Consider the following 23,097-nt stretch of genomic DNA (forward strand, 5'->3'; position numbering starts at 1 on the left):
AGGCGTCAGAGCGCTTTTGTGTCGCGAACGGACTTATTGATGAAATGCCGCTCGTTACTCGTGAAAAAAGGCCGGATCAACCGACCTTTTCTTTGAAAACGCATCTATTATAGCACAACTTAAGCAGCGCACTTAGGTTTGATCGCGAATATGAAAGAATTTATACTGAATTTTACTGGTCCATGCCGGGGAATCGCGATAAGCCCAAGAACGGTGCCGTGCATCGTAAGTATGCGCATTTACCAGCGGTTCGCCGTTGGCATCGAGCGCGGTCACCATTGTATTATGGTTCCAGTGCCCGTCCCCTTCAAAGTCATAACAGATGACATCACCTGGGACAAGTTCACGCGCACTGCTTTTCTCCACAGCACCAATCATACCTTCCGACTTGGACAAGTACCAGCGCAGCGCATTGGCAACCGTCCAGCTGAAACTCCAATTCGTCCGCTGCTGCCACCAGCCCCTACTGCGAATCGGATTGCCCCACATGCGAATGCCCCCGGCATGAAGGCATTGAGAAATATAGTTGGTGCAATCATCGGCGACAACCGGATACTGCGGATTTCGGCGGTTCCACCACAAATCGGCATAGCGTACGGCAGCCAGCCGATCATAGGTGCGCGAACGTAGCTCAAGCGGTGCTTGTTCACCGGACTCCCGCTCAAACTCCTGCTCTTCCTTTGCAACGATCGGCACCAGAGCATCCGAAACCAAACGTTGATTTCGCAGCACAGACTGGCGATTTTCCAAACGTTCTTCAAGAATAAATGTACTTTGATGTTTGATCAGCCATTGCATGACCAAGCAATAATCAACGACGAGGTCCTCACGCTTACTGGTTGCACGCACATGATTTGCCCGAACGAGCGTACGTTCAATTTCAGCCTCTTGATCCTTCAGCGCTTTGCTTCTCGCCGTGAATCGGCGCTTTTCTTCCGGGTCAAGCGGCATCTTATGAAGATCGGCATTGCCGACCCAATAGTCCCCCAACATGGTTAGATGTTTCTGAAATGCAGTTTTCCAGTCCACACGCATTCCCCGCTTCGACATGATCTCGTTACACCTTATGCCTTAAAGCGAGCAATCATACCGAATCATTGGCGGATTCCATTCAGCACTTCGTTTCCAAACCCAATAAGTATTCTTTCACTTTGAGACCGCCGGCGTACCCGGTCAATGCTCCGTTTGTCCCGATGACGCGGTGGCAAGGAACAACAATGGGCAGTGGATTTCGGTTGTTGGCCATACCGACAGCCCTTACTGCCTTCGGACGATTCACGATACCCGCAATATCCTTATAGGAACGCGTTGTCCCGTATGGAACGTCGATCAGTGCCTGCCACACCTCACGCTGAAATTCAGTGCCCTTCATGAGCAGCTTCAAAGAAAATGTCTTTCTTTTACCGCTTAAGAATTCCGTCAGTTGATCAGCCGCATCTATGCAAGCTGCAGCATCGTCCTGCAAAACAGTTGGCAGGCCGTGTTTTGCTGCCCAGCGCACGATTTCCGCTCGCTTGGCAGCAAGCGGGCCAAAGTCAATCCGACACAGCCGATCTTGGTAAACGGTGAGCGTCAGCATGCCAATCGCGGTATCTTGCTCACTCACCGCTAGATAATCTTTTTGTTCCATCGTTTTAGGGCCCCTTTCTAATCGATTGAACGCACGATTTCAACTCAATCACTGCATGATCCTGCTGAAAAATCATGAGTCGGTCAGCATTACGCCAAGAAGTCCAATCCTTTAGCTCCGATGTGATTCACGACCATTATCTAAGAAATTAGTTGATTTCGCAATGATAGAAAACGCTTGATCGGTTTTAAGATCATGTTCGTTCGCCTTGAGCCTGCACCGATCCGGCTGCTTCATTGGCGCGATTCAATTGGCTTTAAAAAAGCGCTTCTCTTTGAAACATTGCCTGAAGCATCACGCATCATTTATGGTACACTTACAGTAGATCGGTCGAACAGGAGGCATGTCATGTTTGATGTTTCGATTTCTTCTCAATTGAAGGATTTAGTGCCTGATTTTAAAATCGGTATCATTTATTACCCGTCAATTGTGGTTGGCGAGCTCCCGGCCTTAATTGGTGAGCGCCTGCCCCTCTACTATGAGAGTATTCACTTATCATTGACGGAGCATCCCGTCAATGAAATCCCCGGAGTCCGGGAATGGCGTCACGTGTTTAAGAAAATTGGCTGTGATCCATCCCGGTACCGCCCTTCTCAGGAAGCATTGCTGCGCAAAATTAAGAAGGATGGTCACCCGCATTTCATCCAATCAGCAGTGGATCTGCTGAACTTCTTCAGCGTCCAGCACAGCATTCCGATGGGCTTGTATGACGCCGCACATCTAGAAAATCCAATTCAGATTAAAATTGGCACCGATGCCGATCAGTATGACGGTTTGAATGGCCGCGTTATGCATATGAAGGACAAGCTCGTATCGATTGACGGATGCGGTGCATTCGGTAGCCCGATCGTCGATTCGCATCGAACCTGTGTCACCGAGAAGACAACCGAAGCACTGCAGATTATTTATCTGCGCCCATCGATGGCGGTCAATGAAGCACAACAATTAATCGAGAAAATGGCGGATATGTTTACCCAAGTCCATGGCGGCAATCATGAATGGACATTGATTCGCTAGAATATAATGTTTTGAGCGTTTTCGCAAGGAGGGAAACGATTTGAATTCCAATTTATTTAGTGTCGACTATTTTAAAGAAGCGCTCCATTTGCAAATTAAGAAGAATGGAGACGTGCATACGCCGATTCAAACGATGAACAGCTACTATCACACGGTCATTTCGGCAATCATCCAGGACCGGATCAATAAGAACTTCGAACTGATCCGCCGCATCCGTAATTTAGACACCGCATATAACGAAGTCAAGGCAGAAATTGAGCAACAACAGCACGTGCAGTAGTAACGAACCGAGGCCGTTCCGATGATTGGAACAGCCTCGGTTTCTATTTATTTTGCTGCACGAAAGCCAGCATTTTCCGCTTCGCTACGGTTTTTAAAGCATCGCTCGGCTTTGGTCACCTTATAATATGGATCAGACGGCATATGATAAATTTTTCCTCGTGAGGAAATGTTGCCCTTGATTTTCCCCTGACACGCTCCATCTGGACTCGAGTTACTTTCAGCGGAGGCACTTGCGGGTTTGTTCGCTGGTTTGCTGCGCTCCTGAATTTCCCGGTACGCGTCTGTCCCTTTCATGAGATCAGGATGAAAGCCGTCGGCTGCGGCATAGCCATTTACAGACCAGACGCCGAGCCGCTTCGTCTTGGCCTGCTGCTCAACGGCTCGTAACTGATCGATGTATTTCGTATTCGGTGGATACACATACGCGACGCGTGCAAGACCGGCCGCTAACTGAAGGGCTTCAAAGGATCGGCCGTCGACAAAAACATACGCCAGCAGTCGTCCATACTTATCCCGCCCACCGTTCTTTGCAAGCTCAAGCGTTACCGTTTTTCCATCCAGCAGCTTATGCGCATTGCTGCTCGCTTCCGGTCCATAAGGCTGCACACCTAAGGAAGGATGATGCGTCTCCGGTGTATCAATCAAAAGCACACGCACCGTCACAACTTTTTTCTGATAAAGCACGTGAAAGGTGTCGCCGTCAACCACTTTAATCACCTTGGTATGTACTCCGCCGGCAGGTTCTTCGATAGCGGAGTCGTCCGTTTGCACGGGCGCATCGGCAGCTGATCCGGCAGAATGATCGGCATCGCTCGATAGCTGCGCCGAGCTTGAAGACGTTGAAGCATCTGTGTTCAGTTCGCCGCCTGCTGCACATCCGCTTAAGAAGAGAGCGGCAACGACCCAATAAAACGGTTTAATCCAATTCGTTTTTTTCATCCGATTCACCTAATTATCTTTCCTTGTCCATCGCAATCCTTGTACTCAATTGCCCACGTCACTTCTTATCGCCGCTTTACAGACGGCAGATTGGCAGCGGACACTTATCCTCACAATGACAAATCGCTTTAATATAATCGAGATCCTTAATCACGATCGACCCATGATAATAGTCGATCGCCCCATCTTTTTTCCATGCTTGCAGCATCCGGTTGACCGTTTCGCGTGTTGAACCGATCAATTGCGCGAGGTCGGTATTCGTCAGACTGATCGTGAAATGAATCCCGTCCGGCTCTGTGCGACTAAACCCATGAATCATGCGCAGCAAAGTCGAGGCCAGTGCACCGGTTTTCCCGTAAAAAATGAGATCGCGCAGCTTAATCTGAGTAAACTGCCCCATCATCCCGTTCCATTTCATAAATTCGAAGGATAAGCTCGAATTCGAGATAAGCAACGGTTCGAGGTCCTTTTCCGCAATCACACCGATTGAGCAGTCCGAAACAGCCGTTGCTGTAAACGAATGCTCTGTACTTCCAAGACTACTGATTGAACCGAACAGATCACCATCCATAAAGTAGTGAAGCACCAGATCTCTTCCATCATATGCCGATTTAAACAGTTTCACACGTCCTTGAACAATGAAAAAAAGTTTATCGGCGCTGTCCCCTTCCCAGAAGATATTCGCGCCTTTTTTATATGAGGTCACTGACATCACGGAATCGAGTATTTTCAGACTTTGTTCCGAGAACACATGCGTGTTATTCATCTCATGTGATGGGAAACAAATTGCTTTTTCCAAAAAAATCACGCCCTTATCGTTCGTTAGCTTCCTACTTTCATTATAAAAGATATTTTCATGATTTCGCGGTAAAACTGTGACGGAAATCATACAACTTCACGAAAATACCTCTCTTTTCTTGTCGTGAAGACGTTCTAAACCGTGAGAGGCGCAAAGTATCGTTGATTTTCATGAATAGAAACGATAAGACACATGCTATAATGGAACTAATCGTAATCAGGAAATGCAAGAAAGAAGGAAACAATGTGTCTGAACTAACCGCCGGAACAATTACAACACTCGAGGTTTCACATAAAGCACCGTTCGGCTATTTTCTAACCGACGGCAACCAGGAAGTGCTGCTTCACGAACATGATGTAACCGAACCATTGAACGAAAAAGATAAGCTGACCGTATTTCTCTATCATGATCACCAGCAGCGGATTGCCGCTACGATGACCATCCCAACGGTTCGATTTGATGCCTTCGACTGGGCAACTGCCGTCTCCCAGCATAAGAAATACGGGGTGTTCCTCGACATTGGAACGAGCAAGGATCTCTTGCTCTCAAAAGATGACCTTCCTTATGAATCCATCTACTGGCCGCAGCCCGGCGAACGCGTCTTCTGCAGCCTGAAACTGGACAAAAAGAAGCGCCTGTTCGCTCGTCTGGCCGATGAACAGATCATGCAAACGCAATCCGTTCCTGCTCCCGAAACAATGCAGAACAAAACGATCCAAGCGACGGTCTACCGGCAGCTTGAGGATGGAATCCATGTCATCAGCGAAGAGGGCTATCTCGGCTTCGTTCATAACAACGAACAGAGCGGCACACTGCGAATCGGCCAAGTCATTACCTGCCGCGTCATTGCCGTCAAAGAAAACGGCAGCTTAAATTTATCGATGAAGCCGCGCACTTACGAGCGAATCAACGACAATGCGGCAAAGATCCTTACTTATATGAACAGTCGCGATGGGGCCATGCCTTATTGGGATAAAAGTCTACCCGAAGACATCAAAAAGCGATTTGGCCTCAGCAAAGGCGACTTCAAAAAAGCGCTCGGCCAATTGATGAAAGAAAATCTCCTGTATCAAAAAGAAGGCTGGAGCTATCTGACGAAAGATCAAAAAGCGGATCAAGAGCACCACTCTTGACCCGCTTTTCGTTTATGATGCGAGCACGCGGCGCCGCTCCCTGACTCGATGAAAGAACATGCCGAAAAAGTAACTGATCGCATTGAAGAAAACGATGAAAAAACTGATTGGTGCATTTGTATAATAGCCGGCAATAAGTCCGAACCAAACACTGAGTACCGCAATGAGCGTTGAAATCAGAATCATGCCGAAAATAGATTGCGTATAGAACCGTGCGGCGGCGGCAGGGACCGTCATTAACGCAAAGACGAGCAAAGCGCCGACAATCTGAACGGTCACACTTGTCGCCGCTGCCATCAGCAGGAGAAAACCGATCGAGATGAGCCGGATTGGTAATCCCGCAGATTGTGCGCCGACCTGATCAAACGAGTCAAACTTAAGCCAGCGGTAGCCAACTGCAAGCACAACAAGGACAAACACAGTAATTAGAACAATCTGCCAGATGTCCTGCATATCGATGCCGACAACACTGCCAAACAAAAGTGTGCGCGAGTAATTGCCTTGTATATTCCCGAGCGACAGGAATAAAATGCCCAGTCCAAGTGCCAGACTTAGGATAACACTGATCGATGCGTCACGCCGATACATGCGAACGCCGAGTTGCCCGACACCAACTGCCCCCGCAATCGTAAACAGGAGCAAGCCAAGCAGCGGATCGATCCCTGCATAAGCGGAGAAAGCGGCACCGGCAAAGCCGATGTGCGACAGGGTATGCGCAATAAAAGAAAGCGACCGCGCAATGATAAACACACCAATCACACCACACATCATCGCAATCAGCGTGCCTGCAATAAACGCGTGCTGCATAAAATCATACTGAAACATTCAATTTCCCCCATTTTTCCATTGCATTAAGGCAGCTCGCAGATGTTTGACTTACTGCGGAAAACCGGCGAGCGGCAGCTCGGACTCCGTCGGCACATGATGTATGGTGTCGTTCTCCGAAGACGATCCATGAAAAACCGTTGTCATCAATTCTCGGTCATGCAGAATATCTTCCGGATGACCCGTTTTGTATCCTTGCCGTGACAGAAGCAGAACTTGATCTGCATAAGTGCCGACCATTTGCAGATCATGACAGATAAAGAGGGCGGTGACACCCCATTCTTTAGCCGCGTTTTTGACCAGTTCCATCATTTGAATTTGCGCCTCAGGATCGAGATTTGCTGTTGATTCATCAAGCAGCAGCAAATCCGGTTTCCGAACAAGTGCCTGAGCCAGAAAAACACGTTGCCGCTCTCCGCCGGACAAGGTTCCAATCGGCTTATTTGCCAATCGCTTCGTATCGGTAAACTGCATGATTTCATTCAGCGCTTTTTTTTCTTTTCGCGAGAGCCACGGCAAAAAGCCGCTGATTTGACCTAATGAAACAAAATCGCTTGCACTGATCGGTGTTTCATCGTCAATCACCCGCGACTGCGGCACATAACCGACAATGACTTTTCTATGATCACCAAGAATTGAGACATCACCCTGTTGTGGATGAATCAATCCCAGTATTGATTTTAACAATGTTGACTTTCCTGCTCCATTCGGACCGATTATGGCAAACAACTCTCCTGGAGCCACCTTAAACGAAAGATCATTCAAGATTTGTTCCCCATTAAAACGGACTTGGAGTTGATGAATTTGAAGCTGGCGCAGCATAAGAAGCCCTCCGATCAACACCATTCGCGCTGCTGATTCATGGTTATTCAATAAGTTTATCAATAAATAGAGCAGTCCTACCCAGTATGCTTTCGACCTATAGATACTGGATAAATAGTAATGATTTCGATTTACTTTGTCAAGTGATCTTAAGCGCTGAAGGCAGAGTCCTCTCTATCATTATATAATGATAGAAAAAGAGAATCAGAGAAGAACCATGTGCTACTTTTGCTCCGATTCAAACGGCCACTGTGGTTAGTGTCTGTTTTGCGCCGCTTCAACTTGGCTAAGTTGATCGAGCATCCATGTTTTATAGTTCTTTCCTTTCGGAAGTGTTTCGGTCACCTTAACCACCGGCACATCATGCTGATCAGCGAGTTTCATCATTTTGCTCACTGTTGGACTGATTTCTTGGATGTTGCTGACAAAGAATGCAATCCGTTGCTCTTTGATATCCTTTTGCATTGCGGCGATATCTTTCGGTGAAGGATCGCTTTCTTGCTCCACCGCCGTTTCGAAATGATTGTTGGCGATCGTATAACCGAGTGCCTGCACCATGTAATCGAAAACCGGTTCGGATACATCAACCTTCTTATGATCGGCATGTTTGCTCAATGCGGCAACTTTCTCTTGAATCGGCCTTAATTCTTCAATGTACTTTTTCGCATTATTCTTGTACTCCGCTGCATGCTTTTCATCAATTTTAGAAAGCTGCTCTGCAATAGCGTTGGTCAGTTTCGGCATTGTCTCGGGATTGTACCAAAGGTGCTCATTGTCGCCGTCTTTCTTACCCATCACATCTTCGGCAACACGAATCGTCGTCTGCGCTTTAGATTGCTTCACGAGATTGTTCATCCAGCCGTCATAACCAACGCCGTTGAAAACGACTAGTTTTGCATCACTAACCGCCCTTGCCGTAGCGGCTGTCGGTTCAAAGTCATGCGGATCCATACTTGGTTTGTTAATGACCGACGTTACCGATACGCGCTTTCCGCCAACTGCTTGAACCGCTTCACCATAGAAGTCTTCAGCAGCAACGACCATAATTTTATTTGAGGCCCCTTCTTGTGAGGAGGGACCTCCGCACCCGGCAAGAAGGCCGAGGAGCAAACTAAAGATACTTATAAGCAAAAAAATAGGCCGTCTTTTGTATTGTCTCATCATCTATCGCTTCTCCTAATGAATCCTATGTATAACAAAACGTAATTATTACGATTTAAATGCACTATTAAATTTATCAAATTCTCTTTCTCATTGTCAAGTACTTCTGACCCATCATCCGAAGAAGTTACCAGCTAGCTTTTTTCACGCCGGGAATTTGGCCTTTATGGGCGTAATCACGAAAGGCAATCCGCGACATATTGAACTTGCGCATATAACCATGCGGTCGTCCCGTCAGCGGACAGCGATGATGCAAACGCGTTGGCGATGCATCCCGCGGCAATTTGGAAAGGGCCGCATAATCTTTCTTCTCTTTTAATTCACGCCTGAGTTCTGCATACGCTGCGACCATTGCTTCACGTTTACGTTCTTTAACGACTTTTGATTTCTTTGCCATACAAAACTCCTTTCTCAATTTGTAAATCGTAACAATTACGTTTTGCACATTTATTAAACCACCAATTTTTATTTTTTGCAAGGATGAAACAAAAAAGTTCTCGCCTATCCATCCGCTGGATCCGCGTCTTTGGGACGCTTGACGTGCCAAAACATTCCGGTGTGCGCCAGTACCGGTGCTGACGCACGCCAAATAAGTCTACGATAGCGGCATTCTTTTAGATTAATGAATGAACGGTGAAGCAGCGCAGGCATCGTTTTTTTTAAGTCGATGCGTTTTCTTCGTCGATCCTATATTATAATAAACAAGGACGAACCTTGAGAATCTGTATCTTGTGGAGGTATTCATCGTGAAAATTGCAATGGCAAGCGACCATGCCGGTTACGCATTAAAAGGCGAAATCAAAGCATGGCTTGAAAATGAAGGACATGAAGTGATCGATTTCGGAACAGACAGCAGCGAATCCTGCGACTTGTCCGACTATGTCTATCCCGCCTCACTCGCAGTCGCAAAGGGTGAAGCAGAACGCGGCATTTTTGTCGATGGGGTTGGCTATGGTAGCGCGCTGATCGCCAACCGAATCTATGGTCTGAATGCAGCAGTGTGCCAAGACCCTTTTTGTGCCAAGCTGGCTCGCCAGCACACTGACAGCAACGTTCTGTGCATTGGCGGTAAGATTATCGGATCTGGAATCGCCATGGAAATCGTCAATGTCTGGATGCATACCGATGTACTCAGCGGTATCGACAAGTACACCAATCGGATAAAAAAAGTACAAGCCATCTCGGAAAAACATCTGAAAAAACTTTCCGAAATCTAAAAAGTCTTCTCAAAAAGCAGCCCCGACAAATGGGGCTGCTTTTTCACACTGGTAAGAAAGTATAGAAAATAAAAGATTTAAGGAAACGAGTGTAAGTGGTTCAGAGCCAAGTTTTCTAATTTGAACAATGCCAGCCATCCACCATTTTCCCCGCCAAAAAAGTAATATTCTTGTAAAAGAGTACGTATTGAAACCGTTTTTCAAATGTGCTATAACATATCTTGCTTCTCGATTCTCTTCGATCCGGTGACGACTGGAGCAAAGGCAAGAGAATCGGGAAGTCTTTTTTGTGCGCAAAATTTTTGTGCGCATTTTTTTAAGTCAAAATTAATCTGATTTTGCAAAAATAAACGGATCAACGTCGATTCGATTGGCATTCCCATTACAGTATTACATGCTTTTTTCAATCGGATCATCAATCGATGACAACACTGAATTTACTGCGAGAGGAAACGAAACAGATAGGATAACCACTGGAAAGGGAGAGAAGAAAAAGATGACGAAAGTCAGAGACAGTTATTTTGATAACGCCAAGTTCTTCTTAATCTTGCTTGTTGTATTTGGTCACAGTCTCACCAACCTGAAAAGTGACATTCCTGTGATTAACTCATTGTACACATTCATTTTTATTTTCCATATGCCTGCGTTTATTCTTATATCCGGTTATTTTTCGAAGCATTTTCGTAAACCCGGTTATGTGAAAAATGTTGTGAAGAAAACATTAATTCCCTATTTTATTTTTCAAGTTGCTTACTCGTATTTTTACTATATGACCGGTTATGAAAAAGTCTTTAAAATTGATTTAGTATCCCCGCATTGGACGCTTTGGTTCCTTGTCAGCATCCTGTTCTGGAAATTAATGATTATTCCTTTTTCTAGATTGGGAAAACTGGGGTTGCCTATCGCGATCATGCTCGGTATTGCCGCGGGATTCTTTGATACGTTTGAAACGGATTTCAGCGCATCGCGGACGCTCGCGTTTTTCCCGTTTTTCTATCTCGGTTACCTCGTAAAGAAAGAGCAGTTTATGCAGCTGCTGACACGAACTTCGGCGCGCGTCGCCAGCGTTTTCGTATTCATCGGTGTCTTCCTGGCCTGCCACTATGTGTTCCCGAATGATCTGCAGGATTGGGTGCTTCATGATTCGTCCTACCATACCTTTGGGCTTTCAAATCTGGAAGGCGGGATCACACGTCTCTTTGTTTACGGCATCAGCTTCTTAACCATCTTCGCCTTCATGGCGCTGATCCCAAAGAAACGGTTTTCGTTCACAGCCCTTGGCAAAAACACTCTGTATGTCTACCTGCTGCACGGCTTTTTCATTAAAACAATGGTGCTGTTTCCACTCTACAAGAATATTGAGCATTTGTATCAATATTCGTTCTTGTTTACCGCGTCCTTGGCGCTCTGCTATCTGCTCGCCAGCCGCCCTGTACGCCTTTTCACAGAGCCGTTCATTGAAATTAGAATGCCGCGTCTGCAGCAGCGTTAGCATCTGGATCTGTAAGAAATGCTCCGGTACACGAGAAAAGCGGATAGTTCATGACGTTGTGCCGCATTGCATGCTACCGGTGCATACAGCAACACGATAGGTACGCGCAATTCGGACGACTTCTTACTGAGACAAAAGCCTTCACATGGAGGCTTTTTTGTTTTGCTTCAAATCGTGCAATGCTATACTAGGCTATTAGAATACCACACACGGAGGGATGAATATGCTCTCATTTAGTTTGGGTACGGTTATTTTTCAACTGATTATCACACTTATCCTCGTTGCACTGTCCATCTTCATTGTTGCCTTTCTGGTTAAGTATTTGGTCATCAGCCTGCCAAAACGCAGGAACAAAGAAATTCTCGACAAACTTGATGAGATCAGTAAAAAGTTAGACCAACGGAAGTGAACCACATCCCCCTCTCACTTCTTTTTCATTAAGCATTCTGGTCCTTAATTAAGGAACTCGTAAAATAAGCGGAGATTTTTCGGTTATGTGCAGAATGGTACGTGTTTCGGGGGCACATAAGGGGAGATTTTCCGGTTATGCAAAGCAAAATCCCCCATTTTCACGTTTTTCACGTTGATAAGCGGAATCTCTCCGTCTATTAAGCCATTTTTCATTTTATTTACAAATTAAGCGGGATTTTTCCGTCTATTTACTTCCGCCAGGATGCGGTTTTGAACCATCGATCTTGGCTTGAACGACCTTTCTTTACCTGCCAAAAAAAGAAGCAGACGGGTTGGCCCCCCGTCTGCTTCTTTGGTTATTGTAACTGTTTATGCTTGCGGTACTTTTGTGACTCTGTTCTTAATTTCTGCAAGAATGTTTGCCTTAAATTCATCATAGGCAACGGTATTGGTTTCCTGTTGTCCATATTTGCGGACGTTGACGGCATTCTGTGCAATTTCTTGATCACCAATAACCAGTGCATAAGGGATCTTGTGCGTTTGAACGTCGCGAATCTTATAGCCAAGCTTCTCGCCGCGCAGATCAGCATGAGCACGAACGCCGACCTTTTTCAGATCCGTAACAAGTTTCTTCACGTGATCGATGTGCACATCGGCAACCGGAATCACTTCAACTTGTGTCGGTGCCAGCCAAGTTGGGAAAGCGCCGGCAAAGTGCTCGATCAGGATCGCAAAGAAGCGATCAAGCGACCCGTAAACGGCGCGGTGAATCACGACCGGGCGTACCTTTTCGTTGTTTTCATCAACGTACGTTAGGTCGAATTTTTCCGGCATTTGATAGTCAAGCTGAATCGTTGCACATTGATGTTCCCGTCCGATGGCATCCTTAATGTGGAAGTCAATCTTCGGACCGTAGAATGCGCCGTCGCCTGCATTAATCGTATACGGCTGATTGATTGCTTCAAGCACACGCTTCAATCCTGCTTCTGCCTGTTGCCACATTTCCAAGCTGCCCATGTGGTCTTCCGGCATGGTTGACAGTTCAACCGTGTATTCAAAGCCAAAGGTTTGATAGATCTTGCTGATCAATTGGAAAATGTTTTTAATTTCGCTTTCAATTTGATCCGGACGAACAAAGATATGCGCGTCATCTTGGCAGAACGTGCGCACGCGCAGCATTCCGTTCAGTGCCCCGCTTAACTCATGACGATGGACTTGACCGAATTCGGCAATCCGAATCGGTAGGTCGCGGTACGAATGCAGATTATCCTTGTAAATCAGCATATGTCCCGGGCAGTTCATCGGTTTCAGCGCATAATTGACTTCATCGACTTTGGTGAAGTACATGTTTTCATGGTAGTGATCCCAGTGCCCCGAGTTTTCCCAGAGGCGCTGATTCATCATTAACGGCGTGCGGACTTCATCATAGTCCACTTGACGCTGCAGTTCACGTGAGAAGTTTTCCAGTTCCGTGCGGATGATCTGACCATTTGGCAGATAGAACGGCATGCCCGGAGCTTCTTCAGAGAACATGAACAGTTCGAGCTGTTTGCCGAGCTTGCGGTGGTCCCGTTTTGCCGCTTCTTCAAGAAAGTGCAGGTGGGCGTCCAGATCCTTTTGCTTTAAGAATGCGACGCCGTAAATCCGTTGCAGCATTTCATTGTCGCTGTCGCCGCGCCAGTAAGCGCCGGAAACGTTCATCAATTTGAATGCTTTAATCTTGCCAGTGGACGGAAGATGCGGTCCACGGCACAGGTCGACATACTCACCTTGCGAATAAATCGTAATCGCGGCGTTTTCCGGTAGATCACGGATCAATTCAAGTTTCAGATGATCATCAAGCTTTTTAAAAAGATCAATCGCTTCGGAACGGCTGACTTCCTTGCGGACGATCGGCAAATTTTCGCTAACGATCTTCTTCATTTCCTTTTCAATTTTCGGAAAGTCCTCTTTGGAGAGCGAGTGTTCCATTTCAACGTCGTAATAGAAGCCATTCTTAATTACCGGACCGATGCCCAATTTAACATCCGGATAAATCCGCCTTAAGGCTTGAGCGAGAAGGTGTGCGCAGCTGTGGCGCATGATTTCCAGACCGTCTTCGGAATCCTGTGTAACAATTTCAATTGAAGCATCTGCGTCAATCGGCCGCGTTAAATCGTAGAGCGCTCCGTTGACTTTACCGGCAACCGACTTTTTTTTCAGGCTGTTACTAATTGATTCTGCAACCTGTTCTGCAGTGACGCCCTTTGGAAATTCCCGCACATTGCCGTCCGGGAATGTTAATGATACAGATGACATGACTTTCACTCCTTTGAAAAATAAAAAACACCCGCCTCAATAAGAGACGAGTGTTTCTGCTCGTGGTTCCACCCTTGCTTCCGCAATCAAAAAGACTGCGGCACTTAATCCAATAACGGCGCTGCCGTCAGCGGCTACTCGATATTCACCGCTGAAACTCCGAGGCGGTGGGCGATTGCTCACGGTCAGGAAGTTCGCAGCATCCTTCCCTCTCTGTGCACCTGAACAATCACTCGTGTCCTCTTCATTGCTTTTCACTTTTATTTAGTGTTGCCTTTATTGTATGCGTTTCGTTTGCAAAGTGCAAGTCCATTTGCTTGCCTTAGGATGGGAAGCTTCAAAGCCTTTGAGTTACGCACGTTCATCACAACATTTATGATTTTGTGAACAAAAACAATACAATAAAAATTTATTATTTTATGAATTTTTTATTGATTTTATTGGTAGCTGTTGATAGTATTTACTCTATGATTTTCGGTGTCATCGCACATCAATTCGGTTTTCTTGAAGACAATGCACTAAATCTTCAACGGGTTGATTTACGGTTTGCTCGCTTATGTATTCGCGCAGCTGAATCTAGCAACGCCGGCGATGCTCGGTGGTCCGCTTCAGTCATTATTGCTTCAATCTTCCTTAAACTCATCTAATCGCTAAAGGAGAAAATCATTTATGACAAAAACACTGTACCAGAACTTTTCACTATTTGACGGAACAACCGATCATTTCGATACCGACGCGTACTTTGTTGTTGACGACGAAACCGGAAAGATCATCGAAACAGGAACAGGTTCGCCTGCTCCTGCCGATCAAACCGTTGATCTGCAAAACAAATTCGTCATGCCGGGATTGATCAATGCACATACACATATCACTTCCGATGTCTCGGGCAAGCTTGACGCGCTCGGCTCAGCGAATCTGAATCCGATTGTAGCAACCAAAATTGCGCTTGATAACTTAAGCGATTTATTGAAACACGGCGTTACCTATATTCGTGACGTCGGTGCCGACTTCGATGTCGATATTCAACTAGCCAAACTGGAAAAGGGCGGACACATTGTTTCACCCGGTATTTGTGCTTCAGGACGTCCGCTGGCAATGACTGGCGGACACTTCTGCACAATCAGTTACGAGGTTGACAGCCCGGATGAAGCACGCAAGGCCGCTCGCAAAGCATTGAAAAACGGCGCTGACAACATTAAGCTGATGGCTACCGGTGGTGTTTCTTTCGGCGGTGAATCACCGAATGACGTGCAACTGACCGAGGAAGAGCTGCGTGCCGCAGTCACCGAAGCTCATCATAAAGGCAGAACGGCAAATGCCCATGCTCAAGGTACCGAGGGCATTAAGAATGCGCTCCGTGCCGGCGTTGATTCGGTTGAACACGCGTTTTATCTCGATGATGAAGCCATTCAAATGTTCCTTGACCAAGGCACATTCATTGTTCCGACGCTCATCGCGGTTTACGGCATTTCCGACCGCGGCGAAGGACGAGTTCCGGACTTCATGCTTGATGTTGCCCGCGAAGTGAAAAGGGCACATATGGAAAGCATCAGCAAAGCGGCACATGCTGGCGTTAAACTCGCAATGGGCACTGACGCCGGAACGCCGAACAACGATTTCAAAAATGATTCGGCATTCGAGCTGGAACTCATGGTCGAAGCAGGGTGCACACCGCTGCAGGCGCTGCAGGCAGCAACCATTAACGGCGCGCAGCTGCTCAAGATTGATGAAGAATACGGCACGCTTGAAAGCGGAAAATTTGCCGATTTCATCGTTCTTGAGAACAATCCACTCGAAAGCATCAAAAGCGTTCAAGGCAAGAAACGAATCTTCAAAAAAGGCCATGAAGTCCTCTGATTGAGACTGAACTCAACTTGAGCAAGCCGGAGATTCAGACGCGTAAAGCGCCCGAAGCTCCGGTTTTTTGTATCCCGGTTAGATGCGGCGAATGAGCGAAGTCAAGAAGAATGAGCAAAACTTCGGATGAAACGAGCAAAACGTTCTGAAACAAATTCCTTTTGCTTTTATTCAATAATACTGCATAATAGTAAAGAGAACGGTCGTCCGCAGAAAACTGCTCCGTTACAATGCTTAATAGACGCGGACGAAATTGTTGATTACTGTGAGGTGCGCCATGAGTAGCTATTGGAATCAATTTGCTCAGAAACTCGATCCTTATGTGCCGGGTGAGCAGCCTAAGGATAAAAAGTATGTCAAACTGAACACAAATGAAAATCCGTATCCGCCTTCGCCAAAGGTGTTGACTGCGATTAGCGAAGCAGTGAATGATCAGCTTCGCCTCTATCCGGATCCGACCTGTGACGCTTTGCGTCAAAAAATCGCGAATCATTTTGAACTCGATCCCGATCAGGTCTTTGTCGGCAACGGTTCTGATGAAGTCCTTGCCTTCAGCTTCATGACCTTTTTTGAAGCGGAAAAGCCGGTTGCCTTCGCTGATATTACATACAGCTTTTACAAAGTATACGCCAATCTGTGCTCACTGAATCCGAAAATCATCGCGCTGAATGATGATTTCACAATACCGACGGATGCGTTCTGCAGCGCGAACGGCGGCGTGGTCATCCCAAATCCGAACGCACCAACCGGACGCGGTCTTCCGATTGAAGCCATAAAAAAGATTCTTAATGCCAATAAGGATCAGGTCGTAATCGTCGATGAAGCCTACATTGATTTTGGCGGCACTTCGGTCGTTCCGCTCATTAACGAGTACCCAAACCTGCTTGTCGTTCGAACACTATCCAAATATTCATCGCTGGCCGGTATTCGCGTCGGATTCGCATTAGGGCAGAAGGATTTGATCCGCGGGCTCAATACAGTCAAAAATTCATTTAATTCCTATACGATCGATCGTCTTGCGCTCGCAGGTGCTTGCGCCGCAATCGAAGACGATGCCTATTACCGTGATCAGGCACAGAAGATTATCGTAACCCGTGAGAAAACGACCAAACGTTTGCAAGCGCTCGGCTTCTCGGTCATCCCCTCTCAGTCCAACTTTATCTTTGCCAGCCATTCGGATGTGAATGCGGAAGTCATCTTCCACGCACTGCGCGATCAAGGCGTACTGGTTCGTTATTTCAAGCAGCCACGTATCGACAATTATATGCGCATTACGATCGGCACCGACGCAGAGATGGACAAGCTGGTTGAAGCACTAAACGAGATTCTGGACAACTAACTGCCGAACGAATCCCTGACCGTGTACCCTCGCGACGGAACTTGGGAACCAATAGCGCCGAACCTGTAACTCATCGCATAAAAGTTATAGGATGCGGGGACTTCCGCAATTAGCGAAAGTTCCTTTTACACTTAGCAGAAGTTCCACTTTATCTCGTACCACAAAAAAAGATCCAAGAGACCGCGGCGTCTCTTGGATCTTTTCAATACCGATTATTTATAGAGCAGAACTTTTCCAACTGTTCCATTCGGACTTTGTCCGACAACGCGGAATTTCAAGCCATTGGTCGGAATGTTTCGTCCGGCATCAGGCAGAACATCAGAGGTATAATCAGCGCTGTCGTCAAAGAGCGGGTTGCGTTTCGTAAAGTTATCCTTGAGCGTTGACCCATCGATTGACGTGTAGTCGAGGAACATTTTGCTCGACTTGTCCAGACTAAAGGCGGCATCATTCAACTGATAACGCGTACCGCCCAGATTGCCGTTGCTCCAACGATTAATACGCTGGTCGGCATCAACAAGCCCGAGGTAGCCGTCGCCTGGATGTACACCGGTCCAGTTTTCACTGTAGGAATCATCGACGTACCAAACGACAAGCCCCGGATCGTAGCTCATCAGACTCGCGCCGCGGCGGATATGTGCCAATCCTTCATCAACACCGCTGTGCGTGCGCCATTCAAGCAGATAATAGTTTTTCGAATGAAATTTGCCCGTATCTTTTTTAAAGCCATTCAGCGTAAAGGCAGGTGTCCCTTCTGCATCATCAGCGACAATCTGTTCACCATCAGCAGTAACCTTAAGATCATCGACATAGAATCCTGGTAGCGCAACCGCAACATCAGTCCAGTAGTTGAGCGAAAGTTCGATCTTCTGACCGGCGTAAGCGGACAAATCAAATGTTGCATCGATCCACCCCTTAGAGTCGCCAGTAATTCCGTTTCCAGGACTTTGCTGATTCGGATCGCTTGTGGTGGTGATGTTGCCCGGGATCGACTTGCCATTCACTTGAACGGAAGCATAATCCCAATCCTGCTCGATCGTGTACCATGTTTTAAACGTCAGCTTGGCATCCGATGCATGGGTCAGATCAATGGTTTTCGTCATCGATTGATCAAGTTCGTCGCCGCTGCCGCTGAAGTATTCATAGCTTCCGCTTGCCGGTATGTTCACTTCCGTTTCTTTATCCGGAAGATCAATACGTACGGCATCATTGTTTGTCCCCTTGGTCGCTGCTTCATCCAGAAGAACTTCCGTACCCTTTGACGTAATATCCGATGCATTGATCGTCGTTCCGCTCAACCAGTTTCCTCCATGGGCATTCTGCAGAAATTGCTTCGCGTAAGGACTGAATCCGGAAGGTTCGGTACCCGGAACTTTTCCAGCCCAGCTTCCGGCAGACATAATCGACCAGTATTCAATGGGCTCGCCGGCACCCGAATAGATTGTATCGTATTCATCCGGCAGACCTAGATCATGACCGAACTCATGAGCGAATACACCGGCAGCGCCGTCTTCGGGTTCAATGGTGTAGTCGTAAGCGCCGAGCAGACCGCCGAAACGGTCACTGTTTGATGTTCCGCCCGGTACCGCTACCAGGCCGCCAAGGTTCCATCGATGCGACCAAATCGCGTCGGCACCTAACTTACCGCCGCCTGCTTCTTCACCAACACCCGAGTGGATCACCATGAGATGGTCGATGATGCCGTCCGGTTCGTGATACACGCCGTCACCATCATAATCATCACGATCCCAGACATCATAGTCACTCAGATTAATAGATGGATCCTGCCCCGCTTTTGTCAATGCTTCATAGATCAGCTGACGCGGACGTTGATCACTGCCGGTTTCCGGAGCGTTGCCCCCATAGTAGGCTGCCGGATGATCGGCGGTATACCAGCCGGCTACTGTTCCGTCAACCGTGTAACTTCCGCCCGACTGCTGTTCGTAGAACTGTTTCATCGAAACAAGATTCTCGCCATTCGGTCCCGTATAACCACTTTTGCCAAAAATCATATTCTGGAAATGCTGTTGACTGTAATCCGGATAGTACATATCGGTCTCAGATGGATCAATCGTACTCTTTGGATTATCCGGGAAGTCGATCGCCAGAACCAGCACCTTGTCCTTGCGAACAGACCCGTCATAGTTTTCCTTATTAATCGGATCGACTTGATTTTTCTTCGCTTGTCCAAGCTTATTGCCCTTCCCGCTCTTCAGACTGTCCTTAACGGGCGCGCTCGAATCTTTGAATCCGGCAATGCCTTTCGGGAGCTTGTCCTTCGTCCCTTTCTTGGCTCCTTCACCTTTTGCTTTCAAATACTTTTGTACTGCTTTTTCAGCATCCGACTGACTCGCATGCTTTGCAATTTTCCCTTCCTTTTTCAGTAGGGCAATAAGTTTTTCATCATTCGCAATCCCTGCATCAAAACTCGATCCTTTGCTCGAAACGGCACGTACCATGTCAGCACTGTTCCGTGCAGCTTCCTTTGAAGTCGCCGGAGATGCAAAACCAAACAGCGACAAGGAGCTCATTCCGACGACCGCCGCAATTGCTGCGGCCGTCATTTTTTTCATTCTCACTGCAAATTCCCCCTAAATCTATTATCTTTTTTAACGCTTAACTATTCTGATCTTTCAAACGAATCTCCTTCTCTATTCATAAATTGTGGTATATATACCTATACATTAATTTTTCAATAGCACTTAAGATCGATCAATCCGACAGAACTTGCTCTTTTTTGACTCGATAGTTTAGCCCTAATGGACTAGATTTTAATTGCAAGAAAAGCAGTATAAAAGGAAGCGTCAAGTAATCGACATCTTGCATCAATAATCCCCAATGGAGCGTTTCTTCCATATCATGAAAACTGAAAAGGTAATGACACATCATGATCAGACACAACCAAGCTGTGCTTGGTCCTTAAACCATCCTGGTTTTTGTGTACGCTCCGATTGCTCGCTTGCCGCGGGCGCCAGAGCACCTCCGCGTTAATGCACTGTCTTTTGCATGACCAAAAATCATAAACTTTATTTACCTATAAAGAAAAACTCGGCGGTCAAAGTCCGATTAACGATCGGATTTCAACCACCGAGTAAGCAGCTTAAAACTATATCCAACTTTTTGGGTGCACATCAATGAGTACATTTAGTTTACTTTGCGAATCAAATCATTTAAAGATCAACAAACGATCAAGTTTTATCTGTGGTTCAAAAATCACTGTTCTTAATGTTTGTCATGGTGACCATCAAAGTTAAAGCGTGGTTCAAAGGATTTTATTGCAACAATATCTTCCAGACAAATATCAATGGTGGAAACTTTATATTCTTCGCAATCGAAAAGTGTGAGTACATTTTTCGAAACCCCGGCAAAAAAGCCCTCAACCGGTCTTGAGTTTTTCAGAAATACTTTGATGAAATCGTTCTTAGAAACGCCTCTCAGTAAATCCCTTCCATCACATTTATTGTCATCTCGACGGTCATAGCTCGGGCTATATCGATCACATCCACAGCCATCTCCACGATCATATTGTTGACCATATACAAAGTTATCCCAACTCACAAATAACTCCTCCTTTAATTTATCTTAATCACTTACATCTTCAGATTATGTGAGTGTTCGTGATCTGCAATGGACAATACGACTGATTCATTTGGCCATTTTACTTTAGAAGCAAAACAATTTTGATGAAAGGCACCTGCCAAGCGTTTAGGAAAAAAGCTGTGCTTAACTCATGAGTGCTCTCTATCTGCATTAGGGGACAATTCCTGAATGAGTTCGAGTTCTTTGATCAGCTGCTCTGTGCGCATTCTCTTATGCTTTATACTCTGTTCTTCCACTGCTAAAGCAGCACTTTGCTTCTTAAGCGCTTTAAGTACGGATTGGATAAGCCTCGGTGAACCGCAGCCTGAATTTGTTTTTACGCAAAAAATTTGCTGAATTTGCGACAGAGACAAACCAAAACCTTGCATTTCCTTGATTGCCTGAAAATCTTCCAACTCTTTTTCGCCATACTCTTTATAGGTACCGCTCTTATGAGGCCGTATCAAATTTAGTTGCTCATAGTGGCGGACGGTATCCTTGGTTGTTTCACATTGAACAATAAATGCGCCGATTCTCATGCATGTACCCTTCTCCCTCTTGACGCGGGGTCAACCCCATCGTTTTTACTAAGTATAGTCTCATTTCACAGGAGGAAGTTCAATAATGGTCAGCGCAATTGGTTTTATCGTTTATGCCCTGTTGTGTCTTATCTCTGGGATCATTGTCTGGTCAAAAACAGACCACAAGGTGATTGTCAGTTATTTTCTCTCTACTCATTTAGCGTGTCTCATCATGGGGGTACTCATGATCAACAGTCACTTGCCGCTGCTCCTTGTCGTAATCATTCTTAGCGCTGCATTAGTGGGCAGAATCGCAAATGGCCGGTTTATCTTTGATCACGTGAACGTTTTGCATCACCTGTTAACTGCTGCTTTTTTTGTCGTTCTGCTCTTCTTATCTGCCTAAATGGATCCCAACCGGCCTCTTGCCTCACGGCTTGGGATTGGAAATCGATGAACTTTTCGATCCAAGGCAAGATAACATTGAATCTCGAAAAATGGGCGCCCCGTCTCATTCATTCACCTATACCTTATTACCCATCCACTCATAAGTATAACTATCACGTAAAGAGGGGGTTATCAGAATGAGTGATTACAATGGCGGATATGATCATGGAAAAAACTTTGCTTTGATTGTTGTACTCTTTATTCTTTTGATTATCGTTGGCACGGCTTTTATTTATTAATTTTCACTGGTGAATCATTACTCGTTGCTATGCCAAAAGGAGAGCCAACTTATGCTACGCTACGATTGCTCGCATCAACAGCGTACGATCCTGATGGATACACCTGCGCGCTTTTAGAATTGCCTCCCAATGTTTTTCGAGCGGTTAAAAAGAGGGTGCCTCACAGTCACGAGACTGTCGAAACATCCTCTTCATTTTGTGCGGCTCAATAGCTACATACAGGAAGTTTATTGGAGACGTTTGTTTGCGGATGTACCCGCTCAACCTATGGATTCAGCAATAATTGTATCGTTTCCAAATAAACATTTATTGTTAAACAATAAATAATGAGGTAAAATCAATGTGCAAACAACTGAGTGAGGTGCTTTTGATGAAACGAGAAACACTCTTCTTAAAGCTCGCTGTTTTTCTAATGGGACTGCCTGTTCTGGCCTTGTGTATCTTTGTGTTGCCTAAGATTGCTGCCTTTTTTGCAGCATTATATCCAAAGTTCGCCCATTTGCAGTATCCCTTTTTAGCCGGACTCTATATTACAGCGCTCGTCTTTTTCGCTGCATTGTATCAGACATTCAAACTGCTTACGTATATTGACAAGAACGAGGCTTTCTCCGAGCTGTCGGTAGCTTCGCTGAAGTACATCAAATACTGTGCCGTAATCATCGGTGCCTTCTATATTGCGTTTCTGCCGCTCATCTATCTCATGGCGGAAGCAGATGACGCTCCTGGCATGATCATCATCGGGATGACGATCATTTTCGGCTGTATGGTGATTGCCGTCTTTGCCGCAGTGCTGCAAAAGCTGCTACAAAACGCCATTGCAATAAAATCAGAAAATGATCTAACGATCTGAGGTGAATCCTATGGCGATTATTCTTCATCTTGATGTGATGCTGGCAAAACGGAAAATGAGTGTCACCACGCTCTCTGAAAAAGTGGGTCTGACGATGGCAAATCTGTCAATATTGAAGAACGGAAAGGCTAAAGCCATTCGCTTTTCAACGCTGGAGGGAATCTGTAAGGCTTTAAACTGTCAGCCTGGAGATCTTTTGGAGTATCAAAGCGAGGAAGACAATGCCGACCAATTCGATT

The 23,097-nt window shown here is 46.2% G+C and carries 25 protein-coding genes and 1 other annotated feature; of the genes, 12 read left to right on the forward strand and 13 right to left on the reverse strand.

From position 1 onward, the window contains the following. Nucleotides 1-132: 132 nt before the first annotated feature. Nucleotides 133-1,050 carry an amidase domain-containing protein gene (locus tag SIN01_RS08150; RefSeq protein WP_010023682.1) on the reverse strand — a complete coding sequence of 306 codons (918 nt, stop codon included), beginning with the start codon at nt 1,048-1,050 and terminating at the stop codon, nt 133-135. A 61-nt stretch (nt 1,051-1,111) separates the two neighbouring features. Then, entirely contained in the window at nt 1,112-1,630 is a 519-nt protein-coding gene (locus tag SIN01_RS15565; protein ID WP_010023680.1) for a methylated-DNA--[protein]-cysteine S-methyltransferase, read from the reverse strand. 177 nt (nt 1,631-1,807) lie between these two features. Between SIN01_RS15565 and SIN01_RS08160 the strand changes: the two genes are divergently transcribed. Together SIN01_RS08160 and yvfG are read left to right on the forward strand one after the other, a co-directional pair. Then, on the forward strand, nt 1,808-2,647 hold the full coding sequence (locus SIN01_RS08160) for a B3/B4 domain-containing protein (protein WP_010023679.1): 840 nt from the start codon (nt 1,808-1,810) through the stop codon (nt 2,645-2,647). 40 nt (nt 2,648-2,687) lie between these two features. Beyond that, on the forward strand, nt 2,688-2,927 hold the full coding sequence (yvfG, locus tag SIN01_RS08165) for a protein YvfG (protein ID WP_010023678.1): 240 nt from the start codon (nt 2,688-2,690) through the stop codon (nt 2,925-2,927). Between the two features lie 47 nt (nt 2,928-2,974). On the opposite strand, the gene SIN01_RS08170 is transcribed toward yvfG, so the two are convergent. Together SIN01_RS08170 and SIN01_RS08175 are read right to left on the reverse strand one after the other, a co-directional pair. Further along, on the reverse strand, nt 2,975-3,868 hold the full coding sequence (locus SIN01_RS08170) for a thermonuclease family protein (protein ID WP_029548092.1): 894 nt from the start codon (nt 3,866-3,868) through the stop codon (nt 2,975-2,977). A 76-nt stretch (nt 3,869-3,944) separates the two neighbouring features. After that, nucleotides 3,945-4,676, reverse strand: coding sequence for a Crp/Fnr family transcriptional regulator (locus SIN01_RS08175; protein WP_373864402.1), 732 nt, complete (start codon nt 4,674-4,676; stop codon nt 3,945-3,947). Nucleotides 4,677-4,912: 236 nt separating this feature from the next. On the opposite strand from SIN01_RS08175, the gene SIN01_RS08180 reads away from it, so the two are divergent. Beyond that, entirely contained in the window at nt 4,913-5,800 is an 888-nt protein-coding gene (locus SIN01_RS08180) for a CvfB family protein (RefSeq protein WP_010023674.1), read from the forward strand. A gap of 12 nt (nt 5,801-5,812) precedes the next feature. On the opposite strand, the gene SIN01_RS08185 is transcribed toward SIN01_RS08180, so the two are convergent. The 4 genes from SIN01_RS08185 to rpsN all read right to left on the reverse strand — a co-directional run bounded on the left by SIN01_RS08185 (nt 5,813) and on the right by rpsN (nt 9,005). Further along, nucleotides 5,813-6,625 (reverse strand): metal ABC transporter permease, encoded by an 813-nt coding sequence (locus SIN01_RS08185; protein ID WP_010023672.1) that lies wholly within the window; start codon nt 6,623-6,625, stop codon nt 5,813-5,815. 51 nt (nt 6,626-6,676) lie between these two features. Continuing rightward, nucleotides 6,677-7,447 (reverse strand): metal ABC transporter ATP-binding protein, encoded by a 771-nt coding sequence (locus tag SIN01_RS08190; protein WP_052766839.1) that lies wholly within the window; start codon nt 7,445-7,447, stop codon nt 6,677-6,679. Between the two features lie 255 nt (nt 7,448-7,702). Beyond that, nucleotides 7,703-8,611 carry a metal ABC transporter solute-binding protein gene (locus SIN01_RS08195; RefSeq protein WP_237760159.1) on the reverse strand — a complete coding sequence of 303 codons (909 nt, stop codon included), beginning with the start codon at nt 8,609-8,611 and terminating at the stop codon, nt 7,703-7,705. 124 nt (nt 8,612-8,735) lie between these two features. Continuing rightward, complete coding sequence (gene rpsN, locus SIN01_RS08200) at nt 8,736-9,005, reverse strand: 30S ribosomal protein S14 (RefSeq protein WP_010025489.1); 270 nt, start codon at nt 9,003-9,005, stop codon at nt 8,736-8,738. A 349-nt stretch (nt 9,006-9,354) separates the two neighbouring features. Here rpsN and SIN01_RS08205 point away from each other — a divergent pair, with 349 nt between their 5' ends. Continuing rightward, on the forward strand, nt 9,355-9,825 hold the full coding sequence (locus tag SIN01_RS08205; protein ID WP_010025488.1) for an RpiB/LacA/LacB family sugar-phosphate isomerase: 471 nt from the start codon (nt 9,355-9,357) through the stop codon (nt 9,823-9,825). 9 nt (nt 9,826-9,834) lie between these two features. On the opposite strand, the gene SIN01_RS15570 is transcribed toward SIN01_RS08205, so the two are convergent. Further along, on the reverse strand, nt 9,835-9,963 hold the full coding sequence (locus SIN01_RS15570) for a hypothetical protein (protein ID WP_280530768.1): 129 nt from the start codon (nt 9,961-9,963) through the stop codon (nt 9,835-9,837). 358 nt (nt 9,964-10,321) lie between these two features. Here SIN01_RS15570 and SIN01_RS08210 point away from each other — a divergent pair, with 358 nt between their 5' ends. Both SIN01_RS08210 and SIN01_RS08215 read left to right on the forward strand, forming a co-directional pair. Further along, a complete protein-coding gene (locus SIN01_RS08210; RefSeq protein WP_010027354.1) occupies nt 10,322-11,317 on the forward strand; it encodes an acyltransferase family protein in 996 nt (331 codons plus the stop codon). 223 nt (nt 11,318-11,540) lie between these two features. Next, complete coding sequence (locus SIN01_RS08215) at nt 11,541-11,726, forward strand: DUF4083 family protein (protein ID WP_010027353.1); 186 nt, start codon at nt 11,541-11,543, stop codon at nt 11,724-11,726. 371 nt (nt 11,727-12,097) lie between these two features. On the opposite strand, the gene thrS is transcribed toward SIN01_RS08215, so the two are convergent. Then, nucleotides 12,098-14,026, reverse strand: coding sequence for a threonine--tRNA ligase (gene thrS / locus SIN01_RS08220; RefSeq protein ID WP_010025189.1), 1,929 nt, complete (start codon nt 14,024-14,026; stop codon nt 12,098-12,100). 39 nt (nt 14,027-14,065) lie between these two features. After that, nucleotides 14,066-14,283, reverse strand: a binding site (T-box leader). A gap of 412 nt (nt 14,284-14,695) precedes the next feature. Here thrS and SIN01_RS08225 point away from each other — a divergent pair. Continuing rightward, nucleotides 14,696-15,883 carry a metal-dependent hydrolase family protein gene (locus tag SIN01_RS08225; protein WP_010025191.1) on the forward strand — a complete coding sequence of 396 codons (1,188 nt, stop codon included), beginning with the start codon at nt 14,696-14,698 and terminating at the stop codon, nt 15,881-15,883. 277 nt (nt 15,884-16,160) lie between these two features. After that, nucleotides 16,161-17,222, forward strand: coding sequence for a histidinol-phosphate transaminase (gene hisC / locus SIN01_RS08230; protein WP_010025192.1), 1,062 nt, complete (start codon nt 16,161-16,163; stop codon nt 17,220-17,222). A 212-nt stretch (nt 17,223-17,434) separates the two neighbouring features. On the opposite strand, the gene SIN01_RS08235 is transcribed toward hisC, so the two are convergent. From SIN01_RS08235 to SIN01_RS08245, 3 genes are all read right to left on the reverse strand, one after another. Beyond that, nucleotides 17,435-19,795, reverse strand: a complete 2,361-nt coding sequence (locus tag SIN01_RS08235; RefSeq protein ID WP_010027395.1) for an immune inhibitor A domain-containing protein — start codon at nt 19,793-19,795, stop codon at nt 17,435-17,437. Nucleotides 19,796-20,444: 649 nt separating this feature from the next. Continuing rightward, entirely contained in the window at nt 20,445-20,780 is a 336-nt protein-coding gene (locus SIN01_RS08240; protein WP_010027334.1) for a hypothetical protein, read from the reverse strand. Nucleotides 20,781-20,950: 170 nt separating this feature from the next. Next, entirely contained in the window at nt 20,951-21,340 is a 390-nt protein-coding gene (locus SIN01_RS08245; protein WP_010027336.1) for a MerR family transcriptional regulator, read from the reverse strand. 85 nt (nt 21,341-21,425) lie between these two features. Between SIN01_RS08245 and SIN01_RS08250 the strand changes: the two genes are divergently transcribed. The 4 genes from SIN01_RS08250 to SIN01_RS08265 form a co-directional block, all read left to right on the forward strand. Next, nucleotides 21,426-21,728 carry a hypothetical protein gene (locus tag SIN01_RS08250; RefSeq protein WP_010027338.1) on the forward strand — a complete coding sequence of 101 codons (303 nt, stop codon included), beginning with the start codon at nt 21,426-21,428 and terminating at the stop codon, nt 21,726-21,728. Between the two features lie 178 nt (nt 21,729-21,906). Next, nucleotides 21,907-22,008 (forward strand): YjcZ family sporulation protein, encoded by a 102-nt coding sequence (locus SIN01_RS08255; RefSeq protein WP_010027339.1) that lies wholly within the window; start codon nt 21,907-21,909, stop codon nt 22,006-22,008. A gap of 370 nt (nt 22,009-22,378) precedes the next feature. After that, nucleotides 22,379-22,858, forward strand: coding sequence for a DUF2975 domain-containing protein (locus SIN01_RS08260; protein ID WP_010027340.1), 480 nt, complete (start codon nt 22,379-22,381; stop codon nt 22,856-22,858). Between the two features lie 10 nt (nt 22,859-22,868). Then, the coding region (locus SIN01_RS08265; protein WP_010027341.1) for a helix-turn-helix domain-containing protein at nt 22,869-23,097 on the forward strand (229 nt) is incomplete at its 3' end.

Source organism: Sporolactobacillus inulinus (assembly GCF_006539285.1).
GTDB classification, from domain to species: Bacteria; Bacillota; Bacilli; order Bacillales; family Sporolactobacillaceae; genus Sporolactobacillus; species Sporolactobacillus inulinus.

Excerpts from the sequence above, each read along its gene's own strand:
- SIN01_RS08150 (WP_010023682.1), bottom strand. The coding sequence starts at position 1,050 with ATGTCGAAGCGGGGAATGCGTGTGGACTGGAAAACTGCATTTCAGAAA.
- SIN01_RS15565 (WP_010023680.1), bottom strand. The coding sequence starts at position 1,630 with ATGGAACAAAAAGATTATCTAGCGGTGAGTGAGCAAGATACCGCGATT.
- SIN01_RS08170 (WP_029548092.1), bottom strand. The coding sequence starts at position 3,868 with ATGAAAAAAACGAATTGGATTAAACCGTTTTATTGGGTCGTTGCCGCT.
- SIN01_RS08185 (WP_010023672.1), bottom strand. The coding sequence starts at position 6,625 with ATGTTTCAGTATGATTTTATGCAGCACGCGTTTATTGCAGGCACGCTG.
- SIN01_RS08190 (WP_052766839.1), bottom strand. The coding sequence starts at position 7,447 with ATGCTGCGCCAGCTTCAAATTCATCAACTCCAAGTCCGTTTTAATGGG.
- SIN01_RS08195 (WP_237760159.1), bottom strand. The coding sequence starts at position 8,611 with ATGATGAGACAATACAAAAGACGGCCTATTTTTTTGCTTATAAGTATC.
- rpsN (WP_010025489.1), bottom strand. The coding sequence starts at position 9,005 with ATGGCAAAGAAATCAAAAGTCGTTAAAGAACGTAAACGTGAAGCAATG.
- SIN01_RS15570 (WP_280530768.1), bottom strand. The coding sequence starts at position 9,963 with ATGGCTGGCATTGTTCAAATTAGAAAACTTGGCTCTGAACCACTTACA.
- SIN01_RS08210 (WP_010027354.1), top strand. The coding sequence starts at position 10,322 with ATGACGAAAGTCAGAGACAGTTATTTTGATAACGCCAAGTTCTTCTTA.
- SIN01_RS08215 (WP_010027353.1), top strand. The coding sequence starts at position 11,541 with ATGCTCTCATTTAGTTTGGGTACGGTTATTTTTCAACTGATTATCACA.
- thrS (WP_010025189.1), bottom strand. The coding sequence starts at position 14,026 with ATGTCATCTGTATCATTAACATTCCCGGACGGCAATGTGCGGGAATTT.
- SIN01_RS08225 (WP_010025191.1), top strand. The coding sequence starts at position 14,696 with ATGACAAAAACACTGTACCAGAACTTTTCACTATTTGACGGAACAACC.
- hisC (WP_010025192.1), top strand. The coding sequence starts at position 16,161 with ATGAGTAGCTATTGGAATCAATTTGCTCAGAAACTCGATCCTTATGTG.
- SIN01_RS08235 (WP_010027395.1), bottom strand. The coding sequence starts at position 19,795 with ATGAAAAAAATGACGGCCGCAGCAATTGCGGCGGTCGTCGGAATGAGC.
- SIN01_RS08245 (WP_010027336.1), bottom strand. The coding sequence starts at position 21,340 with ATGAGAATCGGCGCATTTATTGTTCAATGTGAAACAACCAAGGATACC.
- SIN01_RS08250 (WP_010027338.1), top strand. The coding sequence starts at position 21,426 with ATGGTCAGCGCAATTGGTTTTATCGTTTATGCCCTGTTGTGTCTTATC.
- SIN01_RS08255 (WP_010027339.1), top strand. The coding sequence starts at position 21,907 with ATGAGTGATTACAATGGCGGATATGATCATGGAAAAAACTTTGCTTTG.
- SIN01_RS08260 (WP_010027340.1), top strand. The coding sequence starts at position 22,379 with ATGAAACGAGAAACACTCTTCTTAAAGCTCGCTGTTTTTCTAATGGGA.